The following is a 26673-nucleotide window of genomic DNA, read 5'->3' as shown; positions in this document are numbered from 1 at the left end:
CGTGCGGGGGGGCACACCCTTGGGGCGTGCCCCCCCCCCCACCCCCACGAAGAGTGACCCCGCTCGCAGATGTGTGGGTGGGCGGTCCATCGCATCGCAACAATCGTCGCTCACACCGAAACAACGAGCCGCATGAGGCGCAACCTGTCCACAACTTCGGTCAGGCGCGTGGCACCGCCACGCAGACGACAAGTCTGGAGAGGTGTCACAACGCAAGAACATCCCCATTGCCCCAGGCGTGTACCGCGCATCCGAGATCATTGCCACAGGTACGTCATCGAACCGACTTCGAGCGAACGATGTGCGCCGTATCGGGTACGGCCTCGTGGTGCACCCCGACTACGAACTCGACCAGTTCAGCTACCGAGACCGCTGCATAGCGGTCGGACAAACGCTCAGGCCTGAGCATTTTCTGTCTCGGAGGTCTGCGGCCGCGGTCTACGGCATTCCGTGCCCTCAGCCGCCGAAAGGACGAGTCGACGTCGGGTCCTTTTCGCCGCACCGCGCCCCTCGCCACCGGCTCATTCACGGCCATCGTGTGAAATCAGGCGGTCTGCTCTGGGCTGTGCAAGATGAGCTCACCCTTCCCTCGCCTGCCGACGTATGGTGCCAAATCGCGGCCGTCGTATCGCTCCCTGAACTCGTAGCTGCCGGAGACTACCTGCTGTCTGGTGAGCGGCTTCCCGACAGCGGCGGTGCGCGGACACCGTCGCTCTGCACCCCGAGCGAGCTCACGATCGCTCGTTCCCGTCATCGCAACACACTCGGAGCGCCAGCACGTCACCGTGCAATCGGACTGCTGCGCACCCCCGTCGATTCCCCTCCGGAGAGTTTCATCAGATTGATCCTCGCGGACGCGGGCTTCGATGAGCCCGTCGTGAACTGTCCAGTCGCCACGCTGCATCGGGTATTACACGCCGACCTCGGGTACCCAGACCTCCGCATCGCTATCGAATACGAAGGCGGCTATCACTTCTCGAGCGATCTCCAGCTGCGTCGCGATGCGATACGACGCAAACAAATGGTGAACGCCGGTTGGACGGTCATCGTCGCGATGGACGACGATGTCACTGACGCATCGACGCTCATCGCGGCGCTCGCAGAGGCGGTCGGGCGTGCTCGCGCCCAACTGAACTGACTGCGCCACTCCCCCATAAGCGGAGCGGGGTCACTCTTCGTGCGTGTCGCTGGTCCAACACGCACGAAGAGTGACCCCGCTCGCAGATTGCAGCGGCAGCGGCAGAGGCAGCGGCAGCGGCAGCGGCAGCGCTGCGCCGCTAGTGGTGGACGGGGTGGCGGCGCTCCAGCGCCGAGCCCTCGACGTCGACGTTCGGGATGATGCGGTCGAGCCACTTCGGCAGCCACCACGCCCCGCGCCCCACGAGGTGCATCAGCGCGGGCACGAGCAGCATCCGCACGACGATCGCGTCGAGCAGCACGCCGAGCGCCAGGCCGAAGCCCATCGACTTGATCATCACCGAATCCGACGCGATGAAGCCGCCGAACACGGCCACCATGATGATCGCCGCCGCGATGACGACCGTGCGCCCGGCCCGGAACCCCTGCGCCACGGCAAGCTTCGCCGGCGCACCGTGGGCGTAGGCCTCGCGCATGCCGGTGGCCAGGAAGAGCTGATAGTCCATCGCGAGCCCGAAGAGGATACCGACGAGCAGCACGGGCAGGAAGCTCAGGATCGGGCCGGGGTTGTGCACGCCGAGCCACTCGCCGAGCCAACCCCACTGGAACACCGCGGTGACGGCGCCGTAGGTGGCGAACAGCGACAGCACGAAGCCTCCGGTCGCGATGAGCGGCACCACGAGCGACCGGAACACCATCACCATGATGAGGAACGAGAGCCCCACGACCACGACGAGGTAGAGCGGAAGCACGTCTTGGAGCCCCTCGGAGATGTCGATGTTGATCGCGGCCTGACCGGCAACGCCGAGCGCGATGTCGCCGTCGATCGGCGGCAGCTCGCGCAGGTCGCGCACGAGCGTTTCGGTCGACAGGCTGTTGGGGCCCTCGACGGGCACCACCTGGAACGCGGTGAGCCGATTGTCGTCCGAGACGGCGACCGGAGCCACGGCGTCGATGTCGTCCATGGAGGCGAGCTCGCTCGCAACTGCGAGCTGCGCGTCCAGGACCCCGTCGTCGTCGAGCCCTTCCGGCAGGTCGGCGGTGATGAGCAGCGGGCCGTTCGCGCCTTCGCCGAACGCCTCGTTCGTCAGCACGTACGCCTGGTATGCCGTGGACCCCTCGGCCTCCGAACCGCCGTCTGGCAGCCCCAGACGCATTGACATCGAGGGAATCGCGATGACCAGGAGCACCACCGTCGCGATGATCGCTGTGAGGATGGCTCGCACGTTGGTCATGGGCTTCAAGCCGCGATTCGCGTCGGGGGCGGTGCCCGCTGCGGCGCCGAGCTCAGCGCCGGCTTCGCCGGTGGCTGCGAGCGATGCTCGCGCGCGTGCCTTCTTGCTCAGCAGTCGCGTGCCGGCGAGACCGAGCAGCGCCGGGGTGAGGGAGATCGCGATGAGCACCGCGACGGCGACGCTGACGGCTCCGGCGGTGCCCATGAGACCGAGGAAGGGAATGCCGGTGATGTTGAGTGCGAGCAGTGCGACGACGACCGTCGTGCCCGCGAACACAACCGCGTTGCCCGCGGTGCCGTTGGCGAGACCGATGGACTCGACGACGCCTGCGCCCTGCAGCATCTGCTTGCGGTGCCGGTAGAGGATGAAGAGCGAGTAGTCGATGCCGACCGCGAGGCCGAGCATCACCCCGAGAATCGGGGTGACGGAGGCCATCTGCGTCACCCCGGAGAACGCCAGCGTGGCCATCGCTCCGATGCCGACGCCGACGAGCGCCGTGACGATGGGGAACGCGGCGGCAAGGATCGAACCGAGCACCACGATCAGCACGATGGCCGCGATGACGACGCCGACCGCCTCGCCCACGCCGAGGATCTCGGGCACGCCCTGTGAGATGTCGGTGGAGATCGCCACCTCCACGCCGTCGATCGCGGTCCCCTCGAAGTGCTCGACGACGGCGTCCTTCGTCTCCTGCGAGAGATCGAGCCGCGGCTCGGAGAAGGAGACGTTCACGAGCGCGGTCGCACCATCGTCTGAGACCACGCCGATGTTCTCGGCGTACGAGGCGAGTTCGGCGCCCTTCTCGAGCTGCTCCTGGTTCTCGTCGAGCTCGGCGATGCCGGCATCGAGCTGCTCCTGCTGCGCGTCGAGCTCGGCGTTGCCCGCGTCGAGCTGCTGCTGCTGGGCTTCGAGGGCGGCGAGCTGGGGCGCCCGCATCTCCTCGGGCATCTCGATCGCGGCGAGCTGCGCGCCGGCCGCATCGAGCTGCGCCTGCCCCTCGGCGATCTGCGCCCTGGCGGCTTCGAGCTGCTGCTGGCCGGCCTCGGCCTGCGCACGCCCGTCGTCGATCTGCTGGCGGCCGTCGACGATCTGCTGTTGCTGGTCCGCGAGCTGCTGCTGCGCCTCGAACGGGTCGATCACGTCGGCCACGTCGGGCAGGTCTTTCGCGCGTTCGGCCAGATCGGTGATGTCGGATCGCTGGGCGTCGGTCAACGGCGCCCCGTCCTCCGAGTGGAAGACCACCGTTCCCGAGGCTCCGCTGAAGTCGGGGAGCGACTGCTCGAGCTCCTCGAGCACTTCGCCCGAGGCGGTGCCCGGCACATCGAAGCTGGAGCTCAGGCCTTTGAACCCGACGAGGAACCCGCCGACCGCGATGCCGAGAATGACGACCCACGCAAGAATCACCGTCCAGGCGCGCCTTGCGGCGAACGTTCCCAGACGGTGCAGCAACTCGGCCATGCAATCTCCCCACATCGTGCGGCGACCGCAGCTGAAGGGCCGCCATCGTCGTCGACCAGCAGGGGCTAAGATAACACGGACCGTCTCGTCTTTACTGAATGGAGTGCTCGTGGCAGCGTCATCCCGCAGCGGCCCGGTGCGCAGCGAGGCCGCACGCCAGGCGATCCTGCAGGCAGCCGTCGAGATGCTCGCGGAACGCGGCTACGACCACCTCGCGATCGAAGGCATTGCTTCGCGTGCGGGCGTCGGCAAGCAGACGATCTACCGGTGGTGGAAGTCGAAGAGCGCGATCATCGCCGAGGCCCTGCTCGAGGGCATGATCCTCGCAGAACGGCTCGAGGTGCCCGACACGGGCGATGTGCGCCGGGATCTGACCGCGTGGCTGCGCGCTGTCGGCGAAGTGCTGCTCAGCCCGCAGGGCGAGAGCCTGGCGCGCTCGTTGATCGCAGCGGCGACCGACAACGCCGATGTCGGTCAGCGTCTCCGCGACGTGATCGCGGGATCGGGATCCGGCGCGCTCTCGACGCGCCTCACAGCCGCGCTCGGAAGCGAACCGCATCTGCCGCCGGGCGCTCCGGTCGACGACATCTCCGAGGCACTCGTCGGGGCCCTCCTGCTCCGCGCGCTGAGCCGCACCCCGCTCGACGACGACGCGATCGCGGCTCTCGTCACCGTCGCCGTGGGCCCGCCGCGCCCCTGAACCGCTACGCCGCCAGGCGCTTCGCGAGACGATGCTCGAGCCCGAGCCGCACGCCGGCCCACTCGGGCTCGGTGATCGAGAACACGACCGTGTCGCGCTGGTACCCCGCGGCCAGCCGGAGGTGCGCGCGCAGAATGCCGTCCTGCTTCGCCCCAAGCCGGGCGATCGCTGCGCGCGACTGGTGATTGTTATGGTCGGTGCGGAACTCGACGGCGCTGCACCCCCACACCTCGAATGCGTGCCGCAGCATCAGCAGCTTCGATTCGGGATTGGTGCCGGTTCCCTGCGCACTGGCGGCGTTCCACGTCGACCCGATCTCGACGCGCGGCGTGAGCGCATCGATGTTCATGAAGGTCGTCATGCCGATGATCGCGCCCGTGTCAGTGCGGCGTGCGGTGAACGGGAGCATCGAACCCTCCTCCTGCAGCCTCAAGCGACGGCGGATCTCGGTCTCCATCTCGTCGGGAGCCGGAATCGCCGTGTACCAGAGCTTCCACAACTCCCCGTCGGAGCTCGCCGCGGCGAGCCCCTCCAGGTGGTCGAGCGAGAGGGGGTCGAGCGTGACGAGGGAGCCGCTGAGCGTGCCCGGGTGATCGAGAGCCATGCCCTCATTCTCCTCGCAACGCCCTCCCTTGGGCGAGCGGGACGGGCGCGGGGGCCTACCGTGTCGGCGACGCCACGCGCGCCGATATACCAGCGAGCAAGAGATCGAGGCCCCGGTCGAACAGTCGTCGGTTGCGCTCGGCACCGGATGGGTGATCCGCGAGCAGCCCGCTGAGCACATCACCGGCGCTCGACGCATCGAGGATGGTGTCAGGCGAGAGAGTGTCGAGTGCTGCGCCGAAGGTGAATGCGTCGATCACCTCGATCGTGGTGAGCAGTTCGCTCGCCGGAAGCCCCGCTTCTGCGAGCGCGTCGGCGAGCGCGTTGTAGAAGCGCATCACGTCCGGCTCGTCGATGACGGAGGTGACCATGTACTGGAGCACCCGGGGGTGGTCGGCGTACATGCGCCACGTGCGCTCGACCTCGAGGCGGATGCGCTGCTCCCACCCCGACCCATGCGGCACGTCTGCGAGGTATCGGGGCACGAGCACCTCGCGCATCGCTCGGATCACGCCATCGCGTCCGTCGACGTGGTGGTAGAGCGACGACACGCTGACGCCGAGCTTCTTCGCGAGCGGCACCAGCTGGAGTTCGCGCCCCGACTCGGCGAGTTCGATGGCCGCACGCCCGATGATCTCGCGGCTGAGCCGTGCGGTCTTCGGTCGCGCCACAGTGCCCCTCCTGCCCCTCCTGAATGCCCCGCCCAGCGGGCCGTATTGACAGATCCTCCCACATCGGGAGACCATGTAGGCGGTTAAACCGAAACTGATTCGGTTATGTACGGAACCGGCGATGCAGCCGGAGAAACGAGTTCACGTGTCTCGCACGCAGATCGACGCCGATCCTAGACTCCCACTGACCCTGCGCAACGGCAGCGCGACCTTCCTCATCGCGCTCGCGAGCCTCATGATGGCGAACCTCGCGCCGTTCATCATCACCGCGCTCGACTCGCTCGGCTTCGACGCCGTCGCATCGGGAAACATTCTCACCTGGGCACTGCTCGCCTCCGCCGTCGTCGGTCTCGGCACCGGCCGCATCGCCTCCGGTCGGCTCCGCCGCCCCCTCGCGATCGCCGGGCTGATCATCGCCGTCGTCGCCTTCGGCGCCGCCGCGCTCGTGCCCGCCACGCCCGTCATCGTGACCGGGCTCATCGTCGGCGGTGCAGGCGTTGGCGCGGCCATCTCCACCTCAGGCGCCGCGATCGCCGCTCTGCGCAACCCCAACCGCATCTCCGCGACGAGCGGACTCGTCAACCGCGCGCTGATCACGGTGATTCTCGCGGTGATTCCCTTGATCGGGATCACCCAGGGCAGCGTGTTCGGCACGCTCGCGCTGATCTCGCTCGTCGGGCTCGCGCTCGCCGTCTGGTTGCCGAACGCGCCCGAGCACGCGGCCCCGGTCGACGTGACCCAGAGCCTGCAGATCGCCGAACCCCGGCGCATCACTATCGCCGGCATTGCGATCCTGTTCCTCTTCCCGATCTGGGGCACGAGCGAAGACGCGATCTGGACCATGGCTCCCGTGCTCGGCGATGCGCTCGGCATCGACGAGCAGTCGCTCGGTTTCACGCTCAGCCTCTCGGCCGCCGGCGGCATACTCGGCATGCTCATCGCCGCGGTGATCGGCAACCGCTTCGGGCGGGCCTGGCCGCTGGCCATCGCGCTCGTGATCGGCGGCGCGCTCAAGATCTGGACCGGCGTGACCGCTGATCCCGTCACGTTCGCCGTGCTCATCATCGCCGTGAGCTCGATCTACGCCTTCGCGTTCGCGCTGTTCATCGCCACGGCGGCCGGTCTCGACGCGCGCGGCCGCTGGTCGGGCCCGCTGCTCGGCGCCTATCTCGTCGGATCCAGCTTCGCGCCGCTCATCGGCGGCGTGCTGATCGAAGGCATCGGGATCGCACCGTTCACGCTCATTACCGGTATCGTCAGCTTCGTGGTGATCGTTCCCATGGTGTTCGTCGCCCGCGTGTCGACCGGCGCCGAGCGCGCGCTCGCCCGGTCTGCTGCGCGCGACGCCGAACCCGTGAGCGCCTAACGGCCCGAAGCCCGCACCCCGCACCCGCACCCGCACCGAAAGCGAGCCCTCATGTCGGTCCCCACCACCGTCTACCGCAACGCCGTCGTCTTCACCGGACCAGCAGACACCGCTCCGCTGGAGAACTTCGCCGTCGCGGGAGAACACTTCATCGCCGTCGGCGACCTGGAGTCGGTGCGCGCAGCCGCGGGGCCTGATGCCCGGGAGATCGACCTCGCCGGCGCGTTCGTCACGCCCGGGATCACCGAGGGCCACGCGCACATGCTCATGCTCGGCGAAGCACTGGGCAAGGTGCAGCTGCGCGACGCCGACTCGGTCGCCGAGGTGCAGCGCCGCCTCGCCGCCGCCCGCGAGGCGAACCCCGATGCCGTGAAGCTCACGGGCGTCAGCTGGCGCTTCGACATCTTCGGCGAGGGCGAGCGCCCCACCGCCGCGATGCTCGATGCGGTCGTCGCCGATGTTCCGGTCGTACTCGACGCCAACGATCTGCACTCCGTCTGGGTGAACACCGCAGCCCTTGACGCCATGGGCATCACCCGCGAGACCCCCGACCCGGTCGGCGGCGAGATCGTGCGCGACTCCGAGGGCAACGCCACAGGCTTCCTGCTCGAGACAGCGGCGGTGAAGTACGCCTGGAGCTACCTGGAGTCGATGGCGACTGATGAGGATCGCGACCGCTTTCTCGGCAACGCGTTCTCCGCATATCTCGAGACCGGCGTCACCGGGTCGACGGAGATGTCGTTCGGGCAGGCCGAACTCGCGACCTACAGCCGCATGCTCGACCGCGATGGATGGCTGCCCTTCCCCGTGAACGCGCACTGGCTGCTCACCGCATCGGGCGACCTCGACACCGACCTCGCCGAGATCGCAGAGGTCGCGCGCATTCGCGATGAGGTCGCCGAGAAGTACGGCGACCAGTGGCTGCGCATCGTCGGCGTCAAGTTCATTCTCGACGGCGTCATCGACGCCTGCACCGCCGCGATGCGGGCACCGTACGCGAACGGCGCGCTCCCCGGCCCGATTTGGGAGCGCGAGTTCGCCCTGCCCGTCGCCGTCGCGGCAGACGCGGCCGGGCTGCAGTTCGCCCTGCACGCCATCGGCGACGAGGCGAGCACCATCGCGCTCGACATGGTCGCCGAAGCGGAACGGGTGAACGGCCCCCGCGCCGATCGCCGGGCCCGCGTCGAGCACCTCGAGTACGTCGCCGACGACACCATCGCGCGCATGGCCGAGCTCGGCGTTACCGCATCGATGCAGCCGGTGCACTGCGACCCGGCGGTGCTCGACAACTGGCAGGCCGTGCTCGGCGACGAGCGGGCAGTGACCGGCTTCCCGTGGCATAAGTTCCGCGAGGCCGGCGTGCGCCTCGCCCTCGGCACCGACGCCCCGACGGCGCCGCACGAGGCAGCCGACAACCTCTTCATCGCGCTCACGGCGCAGTCAGTGCTCGAGCGCGACCGCGCGCCCTACCAGCCGGAGCGCGTCTTCACCCCGCCGCAGGCACTCGAGGCGTTCACCGTCGGCGCCGCGTACGCCACCGGTCGCGACGATGAGCTGGGCACCATCGCCCCGGGGTACCGCGCCAACTTCGTGGTGTGGGCGGCGAACCCGCTCGTCGAAGCCCCCGAGCTGCTCCTCGGAGCATCGGCGGTGCTCACGGTCGTCGACGGCGAGGTGGCGACGGCCGGCTGATCCCGCACCTCTGATCCTCGCGTCAATAGACTGGACTCGTCGTCGATCAGCCGAGGAGGCCCCAATGACGGAGCGCGAACACGCCGCAGCCCATCTCGATCTCGACGAGCTGGATCGCAAACTCATCGCCGCGCTCCAGGTTGACGGCCGCACGCCCTTCAGCAGCCTCGCCCAGGATCTCGGCGTTTCGGCGTCGTCGGTACGGTATCGGGTGCAGCGCCTGCAGGACAGCGGGCTCTTCCAGATCGTCGGGATCGCCAATCCGCTGAACATCGGGTTCGACCGCCTCGCACTCATCGGCATCAAGTGCGAGGCTGGCACCGCGCCCGGGGTGTGCGAGGCGCTCGCAGCACTGCCCGAGACCAGCTACGTCGTGCTCACCAGCGGTGGGTTCGACGTGATGGTCGAGGTGGTGTGCCGCGACATCGAGCACTACACCAACCTCATGTTCAGCACCCTGCAGCAGGTGCCCGGCGTCGTCTCGACCGAGTCCTTCTTCGTGTTGAAGGCGCACAAGCTCGCGTACGGCTGGGGTGTCGGCGACGGCGCGTGACCCCGACGCGCGTTCAGCGCGCTCCCTGGCGCGGGCACCGCCGAGACAGCAGAATGGGCAGATGAGCATCACGGGAGAGCGCGTCGAGTTCGACTTCGTCGACGCACACGGTGTCGAGATCCGCTGCTACGAGTGGCGTGCGTCCGATGCGGTCGGCATCGTGCAGATCTCCCACGGCATCGGCGAGCATGCGCTGCGCTACGACGCGTTCGCGCGCCACCTCGCCGACATCGGGTTCACCGTCGTCGCCGACGACCACCGCGGTCACGGCGAGACGGGGCGCCGCCAGCACGAGGGCGACCTCTCCCGCCTCGGCCGGCTCGGGCCCGGCGGGCTGCTCGCCGCCGAAGCGGCGGTGCGGCAGCTGGCTGAGATCGCGCGCGAGCGGCACCCCGGCTTGCCGCTCGTCGCCTTCGCGCACTCGTGGGGCTCGCTCATGGCCCAGCGCATCATGAACGAGCACCCGCGCACCTGGGACGCCGTGGTGCTCTCGGGATCCGCCTTCCGCACCTTCCGCCACATGGAGAGCGGCAATCTCAACGCGAAGTGGGCCTCACCCGAAGCAAACGGGTTCGAGTGGCTCAGCCGCGACACCGCGGTCTCCGAGGCGTTCGCGAACGATCCCCTGTGCTTCGAGGCCGACATCCTACGGCTCTTCGGCGTCGCCGATGGGTTGCGGTTATTCGGCAAGCCCGCATCGGGCCTCGCGCCTGACGTGCCGATCCTCATCGTCTCCGGATCGCACGATCCCCTGACGCGCGGCGACGGTCTGCGTCTGCTCGCCGAGGCGTATCGCGCGAAGGGCGTGCGCGACGTGACCGTCAAGATCTACGCCGACGCCCGGCACGAAATCTTGAACGAGACGAACCGCGACGAGGTGTTCGCCGACGTCGCGACGTGGATTCAGGAGCGCGTCGCGAGCGACTGACCTCACGCGTCGCAGCAGGCAGTGTCGCAACGTCGCCCACGGGCGTACTCTGAAGTCATGAGCATGCACGGCGAGTACAAGGTTCCTGGCGGCAAGCTAGTCGTCGTCGATTTCGAGGTCGTCGACGATCGCATCACCGACTTCCGCCTCTCCGGCGACTTCTTTCTGGAGCCCGATGATGCACTCGGCTGCATCAACGAGGCGATCGAGGGGCACCACCCGAACGGAACGATCGAAGAGTTCTCGACCGCGATTCACCAGGCCCTCCCGAGCGAGGTGCACCTGCTCGGGTTCACGCCCGACTCGGTCGGCGTCGCGATCCGCCGCGCCGTCACCGGCGCCGCGCACTGGCGCGATTACGACTGGCAGATCGTGCACGAACCGCCCATCGCCCCCGTGCTGAACGCCGCCCTCGACGAGGTGCTCACCGCAGCCGTCGGCGAGGGGCTCCGGGGGCCGACGATGCGCATCTGGGAGTGGAACGCGCCAGCCGTGTTCATCGGCAGCTTCCAGTCGGTGAAGAACGAGGTCGACGAGGAGCAGGCCGCAGCGAGGCACGCCCAGATCGTGCGCCGCATCTCAGGCGGCGGCGCCATGTACATGGAGCCGGAGGCCTGCATCACCTACGCGCTCTACGTACCGGGCGAGCTCGTGCGGGGCATGAGCTTTGCCGACTCGTACGCGTACCTCGACGAATGGGTACTCGAGGCGCTGAAGTCGCTCGGCATCGACGCGGTGTACAAGCCGCTCAACGACATCACGAGCCCGCACGGCAAGATCGGGGGCGCGGCTCAGAAGCGCCTCGGTTCGGGGGCGGTGCTGCACCACGTGACCATGGCCTACGACATGGATGCGGGAGCCATGACGCAGGTGCTGCGCATCGGGCGCGAGAAGCTCTCCGACAAGGGCACCGCGAGCGCTGAGAAACGCGTCGACCCGTTGCGAAGCCAGACTGGCCTGCCGCGCGAAGAGATCATCGAGCGCATGATCGAGGTCTTCAAGCGTCGGCATGGCGGCACTGACGGTGAGGTCACCGAGGGCGAGTGGGACGCCGCCGAGCGTCTGGTCGAGAAGAAGTTCTTGACGGAGGAGTGGATCCGCCGGGTGCCGTAGGGCGCAGCCTGCGCCGGGCAGTGCGCCACCGTCACCCCAGTGGGAGGCGAGCGCGCACGGCGAACCCGCCCGCAGCGGTGGCACCTGATGTGACGGTTCCGCCGAGGGCTTCGATGCGTTCGCGCACCCCGGCAAGGCCGAGACCGGAGCCGGGCGCGAGGTGCTGCGCACTCGTCGTGTCCGCCGGGCCGTTGACCACCTCGACCTCGAGCACATCGGCATCGGATCGCACCGAGACGGCGATCTCCGACCCGGGCGCATGACGCATCGCATTGCTCAGCGTCTCCTGCACCATCCGAAACGCGGTCAGCCCGAGCGCCGGCGCGAGCGACGACGAAGCGCTGCCCGACCCCTCGAGCCCCTCGACCCCCTCGACAACGAGTGCGATCGGCACTCCGGAGCGGCGGGTCGACTCGATGAGCGACGGGATATCCGCGATCGACGGCTGCGGGGCGAGCGGCGCCTCGCGATCCTCATCGTTGGATCGCAACAGCGTGAGCAACCCGCGCATCTCGGCGAGCGCCTGCCGCGACGACCCGGCGATCGACGCGAATTCCCGTTCCGCGTCGTCACCGAGCTCCGGGAACCGGTACTTCGCGGTCGTCGCCTGGACGCTGATGACCGACATGCTGTGGGCGACTACGTCGTGCAGCTCACGCGCGATGCGGTTGCGCTCTTCGAGCTCCCGACGCTGAGCGCTCAGCCCGGCGCTCATGCGGCGCTCCTCGCGGAGGGCGCCGCGGTTCGCGAGCCACTGCCGCCCGAGCACGCCTGCGACGAGCATCACGCCCGAGACCGAGGCCGAGACGATGAGGTTGGCCCACCCGGCGCCATCGATGCCGCCCGGCAGTGCGGCGAGCGCACACGCCAGTTGCGGTGCGACCCACGCGGTCGCCGCCCACACCCAGTGCCGGCGCAGCGCGACGAGCAACACGAGCGCGGCTTGCACGAGGAGCGCCATGACCGGCCACGGCCACGGCCACGAGAGACCGGTGGCCGAGCTCGCCAGCACGGTGGATACCGCCGCGATCGCCTGCAGCGCGATGCCCGCCGCCGGCCAGCGAACGACGAGCACGACGGCGAGCGCCTGCCCCACCGCGATGAGCATCGCGATGGCGACGTGGATGCCGTAGAGCGACGCGAGCACCGGCCAGCCCACCGCGACGGCGACGATCGCGACGAACGCAGCCGCGATCCACGACCAACTCTCGGGAGACCACGACGATGCGGCGCTCGCCGGAGCAGACGCAGGTGCTCGGTTCGGGGCACTCGCCGCCGCGAGCTCGACTGGTGGCCGCGGCCCCACCGGCACCGCTTGCCCCAGCGCCGCAGTGGCCACGAGCACGTCCAGACGGGCGAGGCCGCGCAGCACCGCAGGCAGCAGCAGGAGGAAGACGACGCCGACGACGATGTTGAATCCGGCGTTCACCACGTGCGAGTGGGAGTAGGTGCCGGGCTCGGCCCCGGTCGCGGATTCGATGGCGATCCCGGGGAAGGTCTGTTCGTGAGGCGGCAGGAAGACGCCCCAGACCACGTACGTGAGCCCGCCGAGCGCTGCCGCCGTCCATGCGATCGCCAGCACGGCGCTCGCGGTGCGCAGCGGAAACGCGATGAGCGTCTCGAACGTGAGATCCGCCCAGCGGCGCGGTTCGGCGAGCACGCGCAATTGGCCGCGCAGGCCGGGCGACGGCGCCGCGTACTGCGCCGCTGGTAGATCGCCGCCCCAGCTGCGCACCCGCGCCCGCGAAAGCTGCGCCGCGCCCGAAGCGATGCGGAGTGTGAGTGGCAGCAGCACAGCCCCGATCCACACGATGAGCGTGCCGATCGAGAGCAGCGCGAGCGGCACGAGCACGACGAACGTCACGAGGGAGAGCACGAAGCCCGGCACGATGAGGGCGTAATCGCGACCCATGCCTGACAGCATGCGGGCAAAGCGTCGACTGCTGCCCAATGAGTCGTTCACCATGTCAGCTTCTCCTATTCTGAGGTGCGACGCCAACAGCATCGCGGTGTACGGGTGCTGCTGAGGCGGACGCGAAGCCCGGGTGATGGTGCGCGATGAGCAGAATGCCCGCCGCCGCGGCCCCGCCGCTCGTCATCAGCCCGAGCAGAGCGATCGGTGGCAGCGGTGCGTATTCGCCGAGCAGCAGGACGCCGACCCCCACGGCGACGAGCGGATCGAGCACCGTCAGCCCCGCGAGCACCGTCTCGGGCGGACCGCTCGCGTAGGCGGTCTGCACCAGCCAGAGACCGACGAGCGCGGCGGCTCCGAGAAGTGCGATGAGCACCCACATCGCACCCGGGGCGATGGCGCGTGCGCCGTGATCGCCGAGCGCCCCCGCTCCGTTCCCCTGCAGGATCACGACGCCTTCGACCGCCACCACGTGCATTGCGGCTGCGACGGCGCCGTACATCATGCCGGCGGTCACCACGCGGGAGAGGTGACCCGCTCGGCTCACCGCGACGAGCCCCCCGGCCACGATGCCGGCGCCCAGCGCCACCGAGAGCTGCAGCACCTGAGCATCAGCGGGGTGCGCTTCCCGGGTGAACCCGGCGCTGACGAGCACGAAGGCCATGACCGCGAGCACGGTGAGTGCGATGCCGGATGCCAGTCCGCGAGTGATCCGCAGCCCCGACGAACTTGCGCTGATGACGGCCGCGACGACGAGGGCGAGTGCGCCGACGGGTTGCACGACGGAGATCGGGGCGAGACCCAGCGCGACGACGTTGAGTGCGGTCGCGCCCACGATGACGGCGCCGCCGAGCAGCCAGAGCGGGGATCGCCACATCTGGAGGAGCCCGTCGGGGATCCGCGCGTTCGGGCTGGGCGGCGACGCCGGGTCGCGATGCATCGCGCCGAGCCGCACCGCGCGATGCTGCAGGTGCGTGCCGACGGCCAGGCCGACGGCGCCGACCGCGGCGAGAAGCACAGGGAGGAGGACCATGCGGTTCACCGTACGAGCCGCTCGCGCATCTGCGCGTCACCCTCAGGGGTCGACTCAAGTGGTACCTCCGGGTGATCCTTCCACTCGATCTTCTCGATACCATCGAGTTCATGGTGCCGTCAGACCGAGACAATGCCCCCGTGCGGGTGGCGATCATCGACGATCAGGCGATGGTGCGCCAGGGGTTCGGCGCGCTGCTCGACGCGCAGCCCGACCTCACCGTCGTCGGCAGCGGGTCGGACGGCAGCGAGGCCGTGGAACTGGTGCGGCGATCGCGGCCCGACGTGATCCTCATGGATATTCGCATGCCCCAGATGAACGGTCTCGACGCGACCCGGGCGGTGCTCTCGATGCCCGGGCTCGATCACCCGCGCGTCATCATGCTGACCACCTTCGACGCCGATGAATACGTCTTCTCGGCGCTGCAGGCCGGCGCGAGCGGGTTTCTACTGAAAGACGCGACCGCGGAAGACCTCATCGCGGCCGTCCGCGTCGTCGCCGCGGGCAACGCGCTGCTCGCGCCCTCCATCACGAGCAAGCTGATCGCCGACTACGTCGCGCGCCCGGCGCCCCGCGACACATCAGCGCTGCTCTCGCCGTTGACGGAGCGCGAGCTCGGAGTCATGAAGCTCGTCGCGGTGGGCAAGTCGAACAGCGAGATCGCGGAGCACCTGTTCCTCTCCGAGCAGACCGTGAAGACGCACGTGTCTCGGGTGCTCGGAAAGCTCGGATTGCGGGATCGCACGCAGGTCGTCATCGCCGCGTGCGAATCGGGGCTCGTCGGCGTCGGGCGCTGATCCGCCTCACTCCGCAGTTCGGCCGGTTCACCCGGGCGAGTGACGCGGAGCGGGCCACCCCGCTTCTACCGTCTCTCCTTGTACCCGATGCAAGGAGCCACCGTGACACTCGCCCACTCGCAGCCCGACCTGCTCGCGCTCGACGCCCCGACCTCACCGCTGCGGGCCGCCCCACTGACGGCGTTTGCGCGATCCGCCTCTCACCGCGACCCCACCGTCGATGCGGTGCGCGCCGGCGCTCTGCTGATCGTCGTCGTGCTGCACGCCCTCATGGTCGGCGCGCAGATCGCACCGACCGGGGCGCTGCGCACGAGCGTCGCACTCTCGGGAGAAACCTGGTTCGTGCCGTTGACGTGGGTGCTGCAGATCATGCCCCTCTTCTTCATCGCCGGCGGATTCGCCTCACTGTCGCAGTGGCGGCGCATGCGCGATCGCGGTGCAAGCGCCGCCGAGTACGTCACCGCACGCACGCGCCGCCTGGCCGTGCCCGCGATCCTCATGATCGGATCGGTCGGCGGAGCGCTGCTGCTCGCCCGAGCACTCAGGGCGGACGCCGCCCTCATCGACGAGGCGAGCCTGCGGATCGGCCAGCCGCTGTGGTTTCTCGCGACCTACTTCGGAGTCACCGCGCTGGTGCCGGCGATGGCGTGGCTGCACGACCGGATCCCGCTGATCACCGTGTTCGCGCTCGCCTGCGGCGTCTTCATCGTCGACGTGGCGCATGCGCGCCTCGGCGCGCCGGTCGGGTATCTCAACCTCGTGCTCGTCTGGCCGCTCATGCAGCAACTCGGATTCCTGATGCGCGACGGGCTGTCGTTCGCCGTGTGGCGTCGGCGGGGCCTGGTCATCGGCCTTCTCGCGTCGCTGGCGCTGCTGCTCGCGTTGATCGGGCGCGGATGGTCACCCGACATGCTCGTGAATCTCAACCCGCCGACGACGGCGATCATGCTGCTCGGCACGGCGCAGTTCTTCCTGCTGCAGCTGCTGCGCCCGTTGCTCGTCTCGCTCACTCGCGGGCCGCGCTCGACGCACCTCATCTCACGGGCGAACGCGGCGGCGATGGGGGCATATCTCTGGCACATGCCCGTCATACTCGCGCTCGTCGCCCTCATGTGGAGCGCCGGCCTCCCCATGCCCGATCCGCACTCTGGAGCATGGTGGGCGACGCGCCCGCTGTGGCTGCTGGTGATCGGGTGCTGCGTGATCCCGCTGGCCGCTCTCATCGCGCCGCTCGAACGACGGATACTCGCTCGGCTCCAGGCGACGGCTACGGCGACTGGCTTCGGCAGCCGTGCCGGCATGCGCGGCTTGCGGAGGATGCGCGGGATGCGGGGCTGGTCGGCGTCGCTCAGCGTGCTGTGCGGCATCGGCGGAACCGCCAGCGCACTGCTCGCCGGGATCGCCTCACCCCTGCCCTACGCAGCCGCTCTCGCGCTGCTCGCACTCGGCCTTCACTTCGCCACACTGCGCCGGTGCCCCGCGCCGCTAGGGCTCGAGGATCACCTTGCCCGTCGTGGCCCGACCCTCGAGCGCCCGATGCGCTTCGGCCGCCTCGACCAGCGGAAAGCGGGCGCCGATGCGGAAGTCGAGCTGGCCGGCCTCCATCGCTGCGAAGAGCTCGCGATAGCGCCACGCACGCTCTTCGGCAGTGCGCACGAAGTGCCCCATCGAGGGTCGGGTGACCGACAGGGATCCCCCCGTGTTGAGGCGCTGCAGGTCGAAGGGCGGCACAGGCCCGCTCGCCGCGCCGAAGAGCACGAGTTCGCCGCGCACGCGCAGCGCCGCCAGCGAATCGTCGAACGTACGCGCCCCGACTCCGTCGTAGACCACCGCGACGCCCTCGCCATCGGTGAGCTCTCTCGCCCGTGCCGAGAAGTTGTCGTAGTCAAAGACCTCTGCGGCACCCGCACCGAGACTCAGCTCGCGCTTCTCGGCAGTCGACACTGTTGTGAACACCCGCACCCCGCGCGCGACCAGCAGCTGGGTGAGCAGCAGCCCGACTCCACCGGCTCCTGCGTGCACGACCACCGTCTCCCCTGCCCTGGGCTGCGCGGCCGAGGTGGCGAGATAGTGCGCGGTGATCCCCTGCAGCGGAATGGCGGCGGCGACGTCGGCCGCGATGCCCTCGGGCACGCGCACCGCTCGATCGGCCGAAACGACGAAGCGCTCGGCGTAGGTGCGCGAGGCCTCTGCTGTGGTGATCACGTCACCGGCTGTGTACCCCTCGACGCCGTCCCCGACCTCGAGCACCACGCCGGCGGCTTCTCCTCCCGGAGTGAAGGGGTACTCCACGGAGTAGATTCCGGATCGCTGATAGGTCTCGATGAAGTTCACGCCGACAGCGCGGGTCTGCACGAGCAGCTCTCCCGCGCCGGGCGCGGGGCTCTCGACCTCGGTGAACTGCAGCAGCTCTGGGCCCCCGGCCTCGGCAACGGTGATCGCGTGCATCTTCGTCATGATTTCAGCCTACGGTGATCGCCGGCTCAGCGCTGCACCGGGTCGTGGTTCGGCTGCAGCGACGCGAAATCGCTCCGTCGCGGCAGGCCCTCCCAGTCCCCGCTCATCGTGCAGGCGAACGCTCCCGCCGTCACGGCGGTCGTCACGCGCTGCTCCAGCTCCGCGCCGCCGACCAATTCGGAGAGGTATCCCGCAACGAACGCGTCCCCTGCACCCACGGTATCGACGACCTCGACGGGGATCGCCGCATGGTCGATGCGGGTGCCGCCGTGAAATACGGCGCACCCGCGCGCCCCCAACTTGATGACGACCTCGGTCGGCCCGAGTGCCTGCAATCCGCCCCCCAGCGCTTCGAGCGGGCGGTCGCCGAGCAGCAGTGCGGCCTCGTCATCGCCTGCGAAAACGATGTCGGCGAGCGGCACCAACTCGGCGAGCCGGGCTGCCGCGGCCTCCCGGCTCCAGAGCGCGGATCGGTAGTTCAGATCGATGGACACCGGCACGCCGGTGCCGCGCGCTCGACGCATGACGGATTCGACGGCCGCATCGGCGCTTTCAGACAGCGCGGGAGTGATGCCGGTGACGTGCACGAGTGCGGCCCCGGCGATCAGTGCATCTGACAGGTCGCTCGGCTCGAGTCGAGAGCCGGCGCTGCCCGTGCGGTAGTAGACGACACGCGAGGTGCCTGCGGTCGGGCGCTCCTTGAGCATGAGACCGGTGGGAGCGCCGGCATCCCGGATCGCCACGGTGCGCACCCCCTCAGCCCGCAGCTCGCGCGCGATCACGTCTCCGACGCTGTCAGCGCCGAGCCTGCCGCACCACACGGCATCCGTGCCGAGACGGCTCAGGCCGATCGCCACATTCGATTCGGCGCCGCCGAAGCCGAGTTCGATTGCGCGTTGCGTGATGAGTCTGCCGGCCTGCGTTTGGCGCACGAGGCCCATCGATTCGCCGAGGGTCAGCACGTAGGGCGCTGCACTCGGCCCGGGTGCAGTCGGCATCGTCACGCCCCCGTCCGTCCGAGATCAGCTCGCGCGACGAGCCCGGCATCGACGATGGACTGCTGCAGCGCATGCGCGCGCCGGGTCAGCTCGCCGAGGTCTCCCCCGTCGAACGCATCGCGCAGCAGCGGGCCTCCGGCGCTCACCGCACAGGCACCGGCGCGCAGCCAATCGAGCGCGGATTCCGCGTCCACGCCTCCCGAGGGGATCACCTCGATATCGGGGAACGGTCCGCGGAGGTCGGCGACGTACTTCGGCCCGAGCTTCGAAGCTGGGAACACCTTCACCGCCGTCGCACCGCCGCGCCACCCGGTGTGCAGCTCGGTCGGCGTGAAGCCGCCGGGATAGACGGGCACCTCAGCATCGACCGCGACGTCGATGACCCGCGTATCGGTCGTCGGGGTCACCAGGTACCGCGCACCGGCGGCGATCGCCTCCCGCGCCTGGCTCGTCTCGGTGACCGTGCCGACGCCGATCCGCGCGTCGTCGCCGAAGCGGCGAACGAGCATCGGCAGCTGGTCGATCGTGCCCGGAGTGCTGAGCGTCACCTCGACGAACCGCACGCCGCCCGTGAGCAGCGCATCGATCACGGGCGCGTATCCAGCTGCGGTGGGCGCTCGCAGTACGGCGATCACGGGGTTGGCGCGCAGTTCCGCGGGAACCCCTGTACGCTCGCGGGGACTCATCGCGCGAGCCATCCGCCGTCGACCGGGAGCACCGCGCCGTGGATGTACTCGGCATACGGCGTGCACAGGAAGACGACCGCGCTGGCGATGTCCTGCGGGCTCCCCCACCGGCCTGCGGGAATGCGATCGCTGAGCTGCGCGAAGCGCACGGGGTCTGCGAGCAGCGCCTCGTTCATCTCCGTTTCCACGTATCCGGGAGCGACCGCATTGACGTTCACGCCTCGGCCGGCCCACTCATTGCTGAGCGCCTTCACCAGTTGCGCGACGGCGCCTTTCGATGCGGCGTAGGCCGGCACGCGAAGCCCGCCTTGGAAGGTCAGCAGCGAGGCGAGCGTCACGATCTTCCCCGTCCCGCGCTCGACCATCCCCGCTCCGAAGCCCTGGCTGAGCTGGAACACCGCGTTCACATTGACCGCGAGCACCCGCTCGAAGTCGCCGAGGGGGAAGTCGACGGCGTCGTGCCTGATCTGCGTGCCGGCGTTGTTGACGAGGATATCGACGGCGCCGACCCGGTCGATCGCTGCATCGACGGAGTTCGGGTCCGCGAAATCGACCGCCACGTGCGCGAGCGTGCGCCCGCTCGCGTCAGCGATCGCGCGCAGTGCGTCCGAATTCGGGCCGCGTTGGAACGTGGTCACATCGGCACCGCTCTGCAGCAACGCGGCCGCGACGGCCTCGCCGATGCCGCGGGAGGCGCCGGTGACCACGGCCGTGCGCCCGGTGAGTGTCGCGTCGAACATCTCAGATCCTCTCGAGGTCGCGGGCCCGGAGATCGGCCTGGTTGACGACGTACGCGACCGGCCGCCCCTCGCAGACGTCGAGGATGTGCTCCATCGCGCGGCGCTTGAGCTCGACGAACGATTCCTCGCTGTACCACGCCGCGTGCGGGCTGAGCATGACCTGCTCAAACCGCTGCAGCGGATGCGTGAGCGGCAGGGGTTCCTCTTCGAAGACGTCGAGAGCCGCAGCGGCGACAACGCCTGAGTCGAGCGCGCGCACGAGCGCTTCCGTCTGCATCACGCCGCCCCGGCATGTATTCACGATCTTGACGCCCGGGCGCATGCGCGCGAATGCCGCATCGCCGATGAGGTGTCTGGTCTGCGCGATCAGCGGCAGGTGCAGCGAGATGAGATCGGCCTGCGCGAGCAGCTCGTCAGGCGCGACGACGTCGGTACCGTCCGGGGTGACGTCGCCTGCCGCGTACCTGGGATCGGTTCCGATGACACGGAACCCCAGCGCGCGCGCTTTCCGCGCCGTCGCTTCACCGATCAACCCGAGACCGTAGACCGCGAAGGTCGACGCCGAGAAGCGATGGAGCGGTCGTACCGGCGCGAGATCGGCGCTGCCGCGGCGCACGCCCTTATCGAGTGCCGGGAGCCCGCGCAGCAGCCCGAGCGCGTGCGCGATCGCGTGGTCGCTCACGTCCTCAGTGCCGTAGTCGGGCACATTGCAGACGGCGACTCCCCGCGCGCTTGCGGCGTCGAGGTCGACGGTATCGACGCCCACGCCGTATCTGCCGACGGCGACGAGCCCGGGCAGTCGCGAGAGCACCGTCTCGGTGACCGGGGCGTACTGGGTGAGGATCGCGGCCGCATCCGCAGCAATCGCGATCACGTCCTCCTCGCTCGTGCACTCGGCGAACTCGAGGTCGTACCCGTACCGGGCGGCGACCTCCCGCTCGATATCGACACTGCCGTGATCACAGTCGGTGATGACCACGCGACGACGTTGCTGCTGCATTGAAGCCCCCATCGGAGAACGAAATTTGAAACATCATTTCATAAAAGGCAGGGTTCGCCAACCGGAGATGCGCACGAAACGCTGCTGAAATCGTCGCCTGAGACGATGAAACGTGCTCGATCGACTACGCTCCAGGGGCGCCGAGCACCTGCGATACGCGTCGCGCGGCACGTGTGACGAGGTCGCCAAATCGACGCTCATCCTCCTCCGCCTCAACGCGTGCAGTAGGGCCGCCGAGACTCAGACCAGCGCACACGGCGCCCGAGAAATCGAAGATCGGAGCCGCAAAGCCGCGTATGCCCTCGCGGTTCTCGCCGTTATCAATCGCGTAGCCCCGTTCACGGGTGTGCGCGAGGTCGCGGTGCAGCGATTCGAACGTCGTCAGCGTGTTAGGGGTGCGCCCGGAGAGCGACTCCGGCAAGTGGCGCTGGCGCACATCGCTGGGCAACTGGGCGAGGATCGACTTGCCGATCGCCGTAGCGTACGCCGGAATCGAATCTCCGACCTTGCTGAAGATGCGGATGGGTTGGGGGCTATCGACGAGCTCGATGTACACGACATCTTTCCCGGAGAGCACTCCGAGGTGCGCCGTCTCGCCGGTCTCCTGCACGATGTCTCGCATGACGGGCAAAGCCGCTTTGCGCGTGTCGAGCCGGCTCAGGTACTCCGCACCGAGCTTCGCCGTGAGCATGCCGAGCGAGTACACCCCGAGATCCTCATCGAAGTGCAGCAGGTTGCGCCGAGCGAGAGTGAGGAGCATGCGCTGCGTCGTGGCCTTGCTGTACCCGAGGATGCCCGTGCACTCCGCAAGGGTGACACCCGGCCGAGGCGCCGACGCGATGTATTCAAGGATGTCGACCGCCTTCTCCAGGCTCTGCGTGCCAGTAACGCGCTCCGACGAGGTCAGTCCGCCAGTGGATATTACGCGCTCGGCCATTTCGGTCTCCGTCCTTCGATTCGGGACCCCGCTCCGTCGCGGAATCTCCTCACCGTGCCAATTTTACGAACCGGTCGCGCCGGTCGTTTCTATCTTGACATTATTTCAGAAGTTATGAGACAGTGTTTCAAATTTCAATTCGCAGGGTCGCACCGCAGCGCTCCGCCGAAAGGGCTGATATCTCATGACCGAGTTTCCCTTCAATCCGGTCACACTGCATGGAGTCGCGATGACGGCTCTCGGAACGAGCCCCGCGCCCAGTCGCGTCATCTCGGGCGCTCCGAAGGCGACCGAAACCATCCTCCACGAAGACGATCGCACCGAGATCGGCATCTGGGAGATCAGCCCCGGAAGCTTCCACTCCAGCAAGATCGGCGTCTCGGAGTTCATGTACTTCGTGAGCGGCGCGGGAACGATCACGCGCGAATCCGGCGAGGTCATCGAGATTCGCCCCGACGCTTACGTGTCGCTCCCCGATGGGTCTCACGTGGTCTGGAACGTCACCGAGACCTCGCGCAAGCTGTACGTCATCACTCAGACCGCCGTCTGATCCGAAGTATCTATAAGGATCAATGATGAGCCTCAGTACTACCGGGATCCCGACCGTTCGCCCGCCTCGGCGTTCGATCCTCGATCCCGTACGCCTTCCGAAGATCGCAATGGCAATCGCCGCTGCGGGCTTCTTCGTGATCTTCTTCTTCTGGCCGCTGCTCGACGTCGTTCTCCGCAGCATCAGCATCGACGGCGTCTGGGACTGGAGTCAGCCTCAGCTCACGCTCGATCACTACCTCACCATTCTGCAAGACGACTACCTGCACCTCGTCGAGTGGCGCACGGTCGTGCTCGCCGTGAACTCCACGTTGCTCGCGCTGCTCCTCGGCTTCCCGACCGCCTACTTCATCTCTCGTCTTCCCGGTCGCGCCGCGGGCATCGTGCTCCTGCTCATCCTGATCCCGTTTCAGGTCTCCATTGTCGTCCGACTCTTCGCCGTCACCTCGATCCTGAGCCCCAACGGTCTCCTGAGCCAGGCGAGCCAGGCTCTCGGCGGCGAGCGCTTCTCGCTGCTCTACACCCAGGGCGGCACTCTCGTCGGCACGGTGATGTATCTGCTGCCGTACATGATCCTCATCCTCTACTCGGGCATGACCGGCATCGACCACAACGTCATCCTCGCGGCAAAGACAATGGGCGCGTCAGGGTTTCAGATCTTCATCAAGGTCTTCCTGCCGCTCGTGCGCACATCGATTCTCAGCGGCGCCTTGCTCTGCTTCATCCTGGCGCTCAGCTTCTTCATCGTTCCCGCAATCCTCGGCGGCCCGCAAGAGCAGACCGTCGCGGTCTACATCCAGCAGCAGATCGACCTCTTCGAATGGGGCGTTGCCTCCGCGCTCGGAGTCGTGCTGCTGGCAGCGACGCTGATCCTCTACGTCGCCGTGATTCGCATCGGCGGCGGGTTTCAAGCACCTGGTGTGGGCGGGCAGGCGAAGGGCGTCAGTGCAGAACAGCGGTTCACATGGTCGGCGGGAACGGTGACCACGGGCGTGCTGACACTGATTTCACTGCTCGTGCTGCTCTTGCCCGTGCTGATCGTCTTCCCGCTCTCGGTCGGCGAGACGCAGACCGTGGTGTTTCCGCCTCGCGGTTTCACTCTCGAGTGGTACGGCGAGGCCCTCACCACCGACACATGGCTCGATCCGATCGCGCGCAGCCTGCTGGTCGCCACGCTCACAGGCCTCGCCTCAACCGCACTGGCGCTCTATCTCGCCCGCGTTGTGCAGACCGCGAAATCCGAACGCACGAAGGTCATCATTTCGGGACTCGCCTTCGCACCCATCATCACTCCAGCGATTCTGCTCGCGATCGGAATCTACGCAGTTGAACTCCGACTCAACCTCGCCGGCACAATTCCGGGACTCGTCTTTGCGCACACCCTCGTGTCGTTCCCACTCGCGTTCGCGATTGTGAACACCGCACTGGCGTCTCGCGGGCTCGACCTCGAAACGGCGGCGTGGACGATGGGGGCCTCGCGCATCTCCGCATTCTGGACGGTGACCGTGCGCGGCATGATCCCCGTCATGCTCTCGGCGTTCGGGCTCGCCTTCGTCACGTCATGGGATGAAGTCGTGCTCGCCCTGTTCCTCCAGACCGGGCCGGTGAAGACGCTCCCCGTCACCATCTATCAGTACCTGGAGAGCGGCATCGTGCCGACTGTCCCGGCGATCGCCGCGCTGCTCACGCTGCTCGTCATCGCCGTCATCATCACTCAGCGCATCATCCAGTCGCGGCGTTCACGGTCGGCGATCTTGGCAGACCAGAAATGAGGACCGGCATGTCTCCCACACACGCAGCAGCGGCAACCGGCGGAAAGCGCGGCGAAGTCGTCGTCGACGGGATCACCTGCGACTTCAGCGGCACGCGCGTGCTGCACGAAACCGACCTCGCGGTGCAAGCGGGCGAATTCTTTACCCTGCTCGGCCCATCGGGATCGGGCAAGACCACGCTTCTGCGGATCATCGCCGGGTTGATCGACTTCACGTCGGGCAGCGTGGCGATTGACGGCAGCGATGTCACCCATCTGCCCACGCAGCAGCGCGACATCGGCTTCGTATTTCAAAATTACGCGCTCTTTCCGCACCTCACCGTCGCGCAGAACATCGCGTTCGGATTGAAGATTCGCAAGGTGCGCGGCGCGGCACTGGCGAAGCGCGTCGACGAGATGCTCGAGCTCACCGAGCTCGGTGCGCTGCGCGATCGGCACCCGTCGCAGCTCTCGGGGGGCCAGCAGCAGCGCGTCGCGCTCGGCCGGGCGCTCGCCCAGCGCCCCCGCGTCCTGCTGCTCGACGAGCCGCTCGGTGCGCTCGACCGGCGCCTGCGGCAGGATCTCGGGTCCGAGATCCGACGGATCCAGCAGGAATCGGAGACGACGGCGATCTACGTGACCCACGACCAGGAAGAGGCCTACATCCTCTCCGATCGCATGGGCGTGATGGAGGCCGGATACATCCGCCAGGTCGGAGCACCGCGCGACGTCTACAGTGCTCCGAACAGCAAGTTCGTCGCGAACTTCCTCGGCGAGACCAACAGCTTCGGCGCCGAGGTCGTCGGGCAGGATCGCTCGGGCACCCAGGTGCGCACGGGTGAGTTCGTCGTCACCGCCTCCGAGGGGCAGGCTCTCGCGGTCGGCTCCGCCTGCACGCTCAGCGCACGGCCCGAGCAGATCCGGCTCAGTCCCAGCGTCGAAGCCGCGCCCGCTGGTTTTGAAGCGGTGGCGCGCGTCACGATCACCGATGCCCGGTTCTTCGGGCAGACCATTCGCGTCCGCCTCGCCGACGAGCGCGGCACCTATCTCGTCGATCTCGACAGCGCCGAGGCAATCCCGGAAGTCGGCACGCCCGCAGTCATGAGCGTGCGCGCACGCAGCGCCGTACTGCTCCCCACTCCATAGTTCCCAGTTCGCACCACCTCCTCAACGCATGCATCCAAGGAAGGACCTGCACATGCATTCCACACTGACCCGCACCGCCTCGCTCGGTGCACTCGCCCTCGCCGGCGCGCTCGCCCTCACGTCGTGCAGCGGTGGCGCCGACGCCGCGGACTCCGAGAGCGGTGGCGACATCTCCGGCGAGATTCTCTTCTACGACACCAGCGGCGGTGACGTCTGGGAGGGACTGAACGACACCCTCTTCGCCGACTTCACCGAGGAGACGGGGGTGAAGGTAGTCGACGACTACAACGAGGCCTCGACGAAGTTCTTCGCCGGCGCGCAGAACGGCGCCGTCGACTGGAGCCTCGTGTTCCTGCCTTCGCTCAGCGATGCCCAGCAGGCAGCCGACGACGGTTACCTCGCGGAGATCGATACGAGCATCGTTCCCGTTGACCAGCTCGTCGAGGGCACCTACTCGAAGACCGGCATCGAAGTCGGCACCTTCGGCATGGTGCTCGCCTGGAATACCGACACCTGGCCCGTCGACGAGGAGCATCCCGAGACCTGGGAAGATCTGTACGACACGGAAGCGTTCCCGGGGCAGCGCTGCCTCTTCAACAACCCCCAGTACGGTTGGACACTCGAATCGGCCCTGTTGGCCGACGGAGTTGCCGCCGACGACCTCTACCCGCTCGACACCGATCGCGCATTCGAGAAGCTCGGCACCATCAAGGACAACGTCACTTGGTGGTCGAGCGGTGCGCAGTCCATCGAGAGCTTCGAGAACGGCTCGTGCGACCTCGGGATCGTATGGGCGAACCGCGCCTTCACCGCGAGTCAGAACGGCTTCCCGATCTCAGTGAGCTGGGACCAGGCCGGGTACGCGAACAGCGTCTGGGCGATCCCTGCCGATGCCCCCAATCCCGAGGCCGCGCAGCAGCTGCTGAAGAGCGTCATCGAGAACACCGAGGGCCAGGTCGCCTTCGCCTCCCAGGTGCCGACTCCCATCCCTGCGGCGAGCACCGGCGTCGGCGTCGGCGACTTCCCCGAAGACATCCAGCCCTTCCTCCCCGTCGGCGAGAACACCGAGACCGCCATCACGCTCGATGCCGACTACTACAAGGAGAACAACACCGAGCTGACTGATCAGTTCAACCGCTGGGTCGCGCAGTAGCCGACCTCGGGGTTCGCATCACCCACTGGTAGTGCGAACCCCGCTCATCTTCACCCGAT

The 26673-nt window shown here is 68.1% G+C and carries 23 protein-coding genes and 1 pseudogene; 13 read left to right on the top strand and 11 right to left on the bottom strand.

The window, feature by feature from the left end; genetic code table 11:
- Nucleotides 1-202 precede the first annotated feature (202 nt).
- Entirely contained in the window at nt 203-1138 is a 936-nt protein-coding gene (locus tag AB0O71_RS07730) for a hypothetical protein (RefSeq protein ID WP_363743898.1), read from the top strand.
- 139 nt (nt 1139-1277) lie between these two features.
- Here the strand turns inward: AB0O71_RS07730 and AB0O71_RS07725 are convergent, their stop codons facing one another.
- Entirely contained in the window at nt 1278-3830 is a 2553-nt protein-coding gene (locus AB0O71_RS07725) for an MMPL family transporter (protein ID WP_363743896.1), read from the bottom strand.
- A 109-nt stretch (nt 3831-3939) separates the two neighbouring features.
- On the opposite strand from AB0O71_RS07725, the gene AB0O71_RS07720 reads away from it, so the two are divergent.
- Nucleotides 3940-4530, top strand: a complete 591-nt coding sequence (locus AB0O71_RS07720; RefSeq protein ID WP_363743894.1) for a TetR/AcrR family transcriptional regulator — start codon at nt 3940-3942, stop codon at nt 4528-4530.
- 4 nt (nt 4531-4534) lie between these two features.
- On the opposite strand, the gene AB0O71_RS07715 is transcribed toward AB0O71_RS07720, so the two are convergent.
- Both AB0O71_RS07715 and AB0O71_RS07710 read right to left on the bottom strand, forming a co-directional pair.
- Nucleotides 4535-5134: a GNAT family protein gene (locus tag AB0O71_RS07715; RefSeq protein ID WP_363743892.1), complete on the bottom strand. Its 600-nt coding sequence runs from the start codon at nt 5132-5134 to the stop codon at nt 4535-4537.
- 55 nt (nt 5135-5189) lie between these two features.
- Entirely contained in the window at nt 5190-5804 is a 615-nt protein-coding gene (locus tag AB0O71_RS07710) for a TetR/AcrR family transcriptional regulator C-terminal domain-containing protein (RefSeq protein WP_363743890.1), read from the bottom strand.
- 145 nt (nt 5805-5949) lie between these two features.
- On the opposite strand from AB0O71_RS07710, the gene AB0O71_RS07705 reads away from it, so the two are divergent.
- The 5 genes from AB0O71_RS07705 to AB0O71_RS07685 all read left to right on the top strand — a co-directional run bounded on the left by AB0O71_RS07705 (nt 5950) and on the right by AB0O71_RS07685 (nt 11456).
- Entirely contained in the window at nt 5950-7170 is a 1221-nt protein-coding gene (locus AB0O71_RS07705; protein ID WP_363743888.1) for an MFS transporter, read from the top strand.
- A gap of 51 nt (nt 7171-7221) precedes the next feature.
- Nucleotides 7222-8862 carry an amidohydrolase gene (locus AB0O71_RS07700; protein WP_363743886.1) on the top strand — a complete coding sequence of 547 codons (1641 nt, stop codon included), beginning with the start codon at nt 7222-7224 and terminating at the stop codon, nt 8860-8862.
- Nucleotides 8863-8926: 64 nt separating this feature from the next.
- Nucleotides 8927-9415 (top strand): Lrp/AsnC family transcriptional regulator, encoded by a 489-nt coding sequence (locus AB0O71_RS07695; RefSeq protein ID WP_363743884.1) that lies wholly within the window; start codon nt 8927-8929, stop codon nt 9413-9415.
- Nucleotides 9416-9476: 61 nt separating this feature from the next.
- Nucleotides 9477-10343, top strand: coding sequence for an alpha/beta hydrolase (locus AB0O71_RS07690; RefSeq protein WP_363743882.1), 867 nt, complete (start codon nt 9477-9479; stop codon nt 10341-10343).
- A 63-nt stretch (nt 10344-10406) separates the two neighbouring features.
- Nucleotides 10407-11456 carry a biotin/lipoate A/B protein ligase family protein gene (locus AB0O71_RS07685; protein ID WP_363743918.1) on the top strand — a complete coding sequence of 350 codons (1050 nt, stop codon included), beginning with the start codon at nt 10407-10409 and terminating at the stop codon, nt 11454-11456.
- Nucleotides 11457-11487: 31 nt separating this feature from the next.
- On the opposite strand, the gene AB0O71_RS07680 is transcribed toward AB0O71_RS07685, so the two are convergent.
- A complete protein-coding gene (locus AB0O71_RS07680) occupies nt 11488-13422 on the bottom strand; it encodes a sensor domain-containing protein (protein ID WP_363743880.1) in 1935 nt (644 codons plus the stop codon).
- A 1-nt stretch (nt 13423) separates the two neighbouring features.
- Complete coding sequence (locus AB0O71_RS07675) at nt 13424-14401, bottom strand: hypothetical protein (protein ID WP_363743878.1); 978 nt, start codon at nt 14399-14401, stop codon at nt 13424-13426.
- Between the two features lie 110 nt (nt 14402-14511).
- Here AB0O71_RS07675 and AB0O71_RS07670 point away from each other — a divergent pair, with 110 nt between their 5' ends.
- Both AB0O71_RS07670 and AB0O71_RS07665 read left to right on the top strand, forming a co-directional pair.
- Nucleotides 14512-15198 carry a response regulator transcription factor gene (locus tag AB0O71_RS07670; RefSeq protein ID WP_363743876.1) on the top strand — a complete coding sequence of 229 codons (687 nt, stop codon included), beginning with the start codon at nt 14512-14514 and terminating at the stop codon, nt 15196-15198.
- An 87-nt stretch (nt 15199-15285) separates the two neighbouring features.
- Nucleotides 15286-16410: pseudogene (locus AB0O71_RS07665) on the top strand (acyltransferase); the annotation flags it as partial.
- 273 nt (nt 16411-16683) lie between these two features.
- On the opposite strand, the gene AB0O71_RS07660 reads toward AB0O71_RS07665, so the two are convergent.
- The 6 genes from AB0O71_RS07660 to AB0O71_RS07635 form a co-directional block, all read right to left on the bottom strand.
- Nucleotides 16684-17655, bottom strand: a complete 972-nt coding sequence (locus tag AB0O71_RS07660) for a quinone oxidoreductase (protein WP_363743916.1) — start codon at nt 17653-17655, stop codon at nt 16684-16686.
- A gap of 26 nt (nt 17656-17681) precedes the next feature.
- Nucleotides 17682-18653, bottom strand: a complete 972-nt coding sequence (locus AB0O71_RS07655; protein WP_363743874.1) for a sugar kinase — start codon at nt 18651-18653, stop codon at nt 17682-17684.
- 2 nt (nt 18654-18655) lie between these two features.
- Nucleotides 18656-19339: a bifunctional 4-hydroxy-2-oxoglutarate aldolase/2-dehydro-3-deoxy-phosphogluconate aldolase gene (locus AB0O71_RS07650; RefSeq protein WP_363743872.1), complete on the bottom strand. Its 684-nt coding sequence runs from the start codon at nt 19337-19339 to the stop codon at nt 18656-18658.
- Nucleotides 19336-20079: an SDR family oxidoreductase gene (locus tag AB0O71_RS07645; RefSeq protein ID WP_090145989.1), complete on the bottom strand. Its 744-nt coding sequence runs from the start codon at nt 20077-20079 to the stop codon at nt 19336-19338. The genes AB0O71_RS07650 and AB0O71_RS07645 overlap by 4 nt, the downstream gene beginning before the upstream one ends.
- Nucleotide 20080: 1 nt before the next feature.
- Complete coding sequence (locus tag AB0O71_RS07640; protein WP_363743869.1) at nt 20081-21079, bottom strand: C-terminal binding protein; 999 nt, start codon at nt 21077-21079, stop codon at nt 20081-20083.
- A 124-nt stretch (nt 21080-21203) separates the two neighbouring features.
- Complete coding sequence (locus tag AB0O71_RS07635) at nt 21204-22016, bottom strand: IclR family transcriptional regulator (RefSeq protein ID WP_363743867.1); 813 nt, start codon at nt 22014-22016, stop codon at nt 21204-21206.
- A gap of 184 nt (nt 22017-22200) precedes the next feature.
- Here AB0O71_RS07635 and AB0O71_RS07630 point away from each other — a divergent pair, with 184 nt between their 5' ends.
- Genes AB0O71_RS07630 through AB0O71_RS07615 form a run of 4 tightly spaced genes read left to right on the top strand, consistent with a single transcriptional unit; the run spans nt 22201 to nt 26614 of the window.
- Nucleotides 22201-22566: a cupin domain-containing protein gene (locus AB0O71_RS07630; protein ID WP_363743865.1), complete on the top strand. Its 366-nt coding sequence runs from the start codon at nt 22201-22203 to the stop codon at nt 22564-22566.
- A 25-nt stretch (nt 22567-22591) separates the two neighbouring features.
- Nucleotides 22592-24337, top strand: a complete 1746-nt coding sequence (locus tag AB0O71_RS07625; protein ID WP_363743863.1) for an ABC transporter permease subunit — start codon at nt 22592-22594, stop codon at nt 24335-24337.
- A gap of 8 nt (nt 24338-24345) precedes the next feature.
- A complete protein-coding gene (locus tag AB0O71_RS07620) occupies nt 24346-25461 on the top strand; it encodes an ABC transporter ATP-binding protein (RefSeq protein WP_363743861.1) in 1116 nt (371 codons plus the stop codon).
- Between the two features lie 52 nt (nt 25462-25513).
- Nucleotides 25514-26614, top strand: a complete 1101-nt coding sequence (locus tag AB0O71_RS07615) for an extracellular solute-binding protein (RefSeq protein WP_363743859.1) — start codon at nt 25514-25516, stop codon at nt 26612-26614.
- The last annotated feature ends 59 nt before the right edge of the window (nt 26615-26673 follow it).

The sequence above is a fragment of the Leucobacter sp. NPDC077196 genome, from assembly GCF_040687075.1.
Lineage (GTDB): Bacteria > Actinomycetota > Actinomycetes > Actinomycetales > Microbacteriaceae > Leucobacter.
This window is presented reverse-complemented; position numbering and strand designations above follow the sequence as displayed.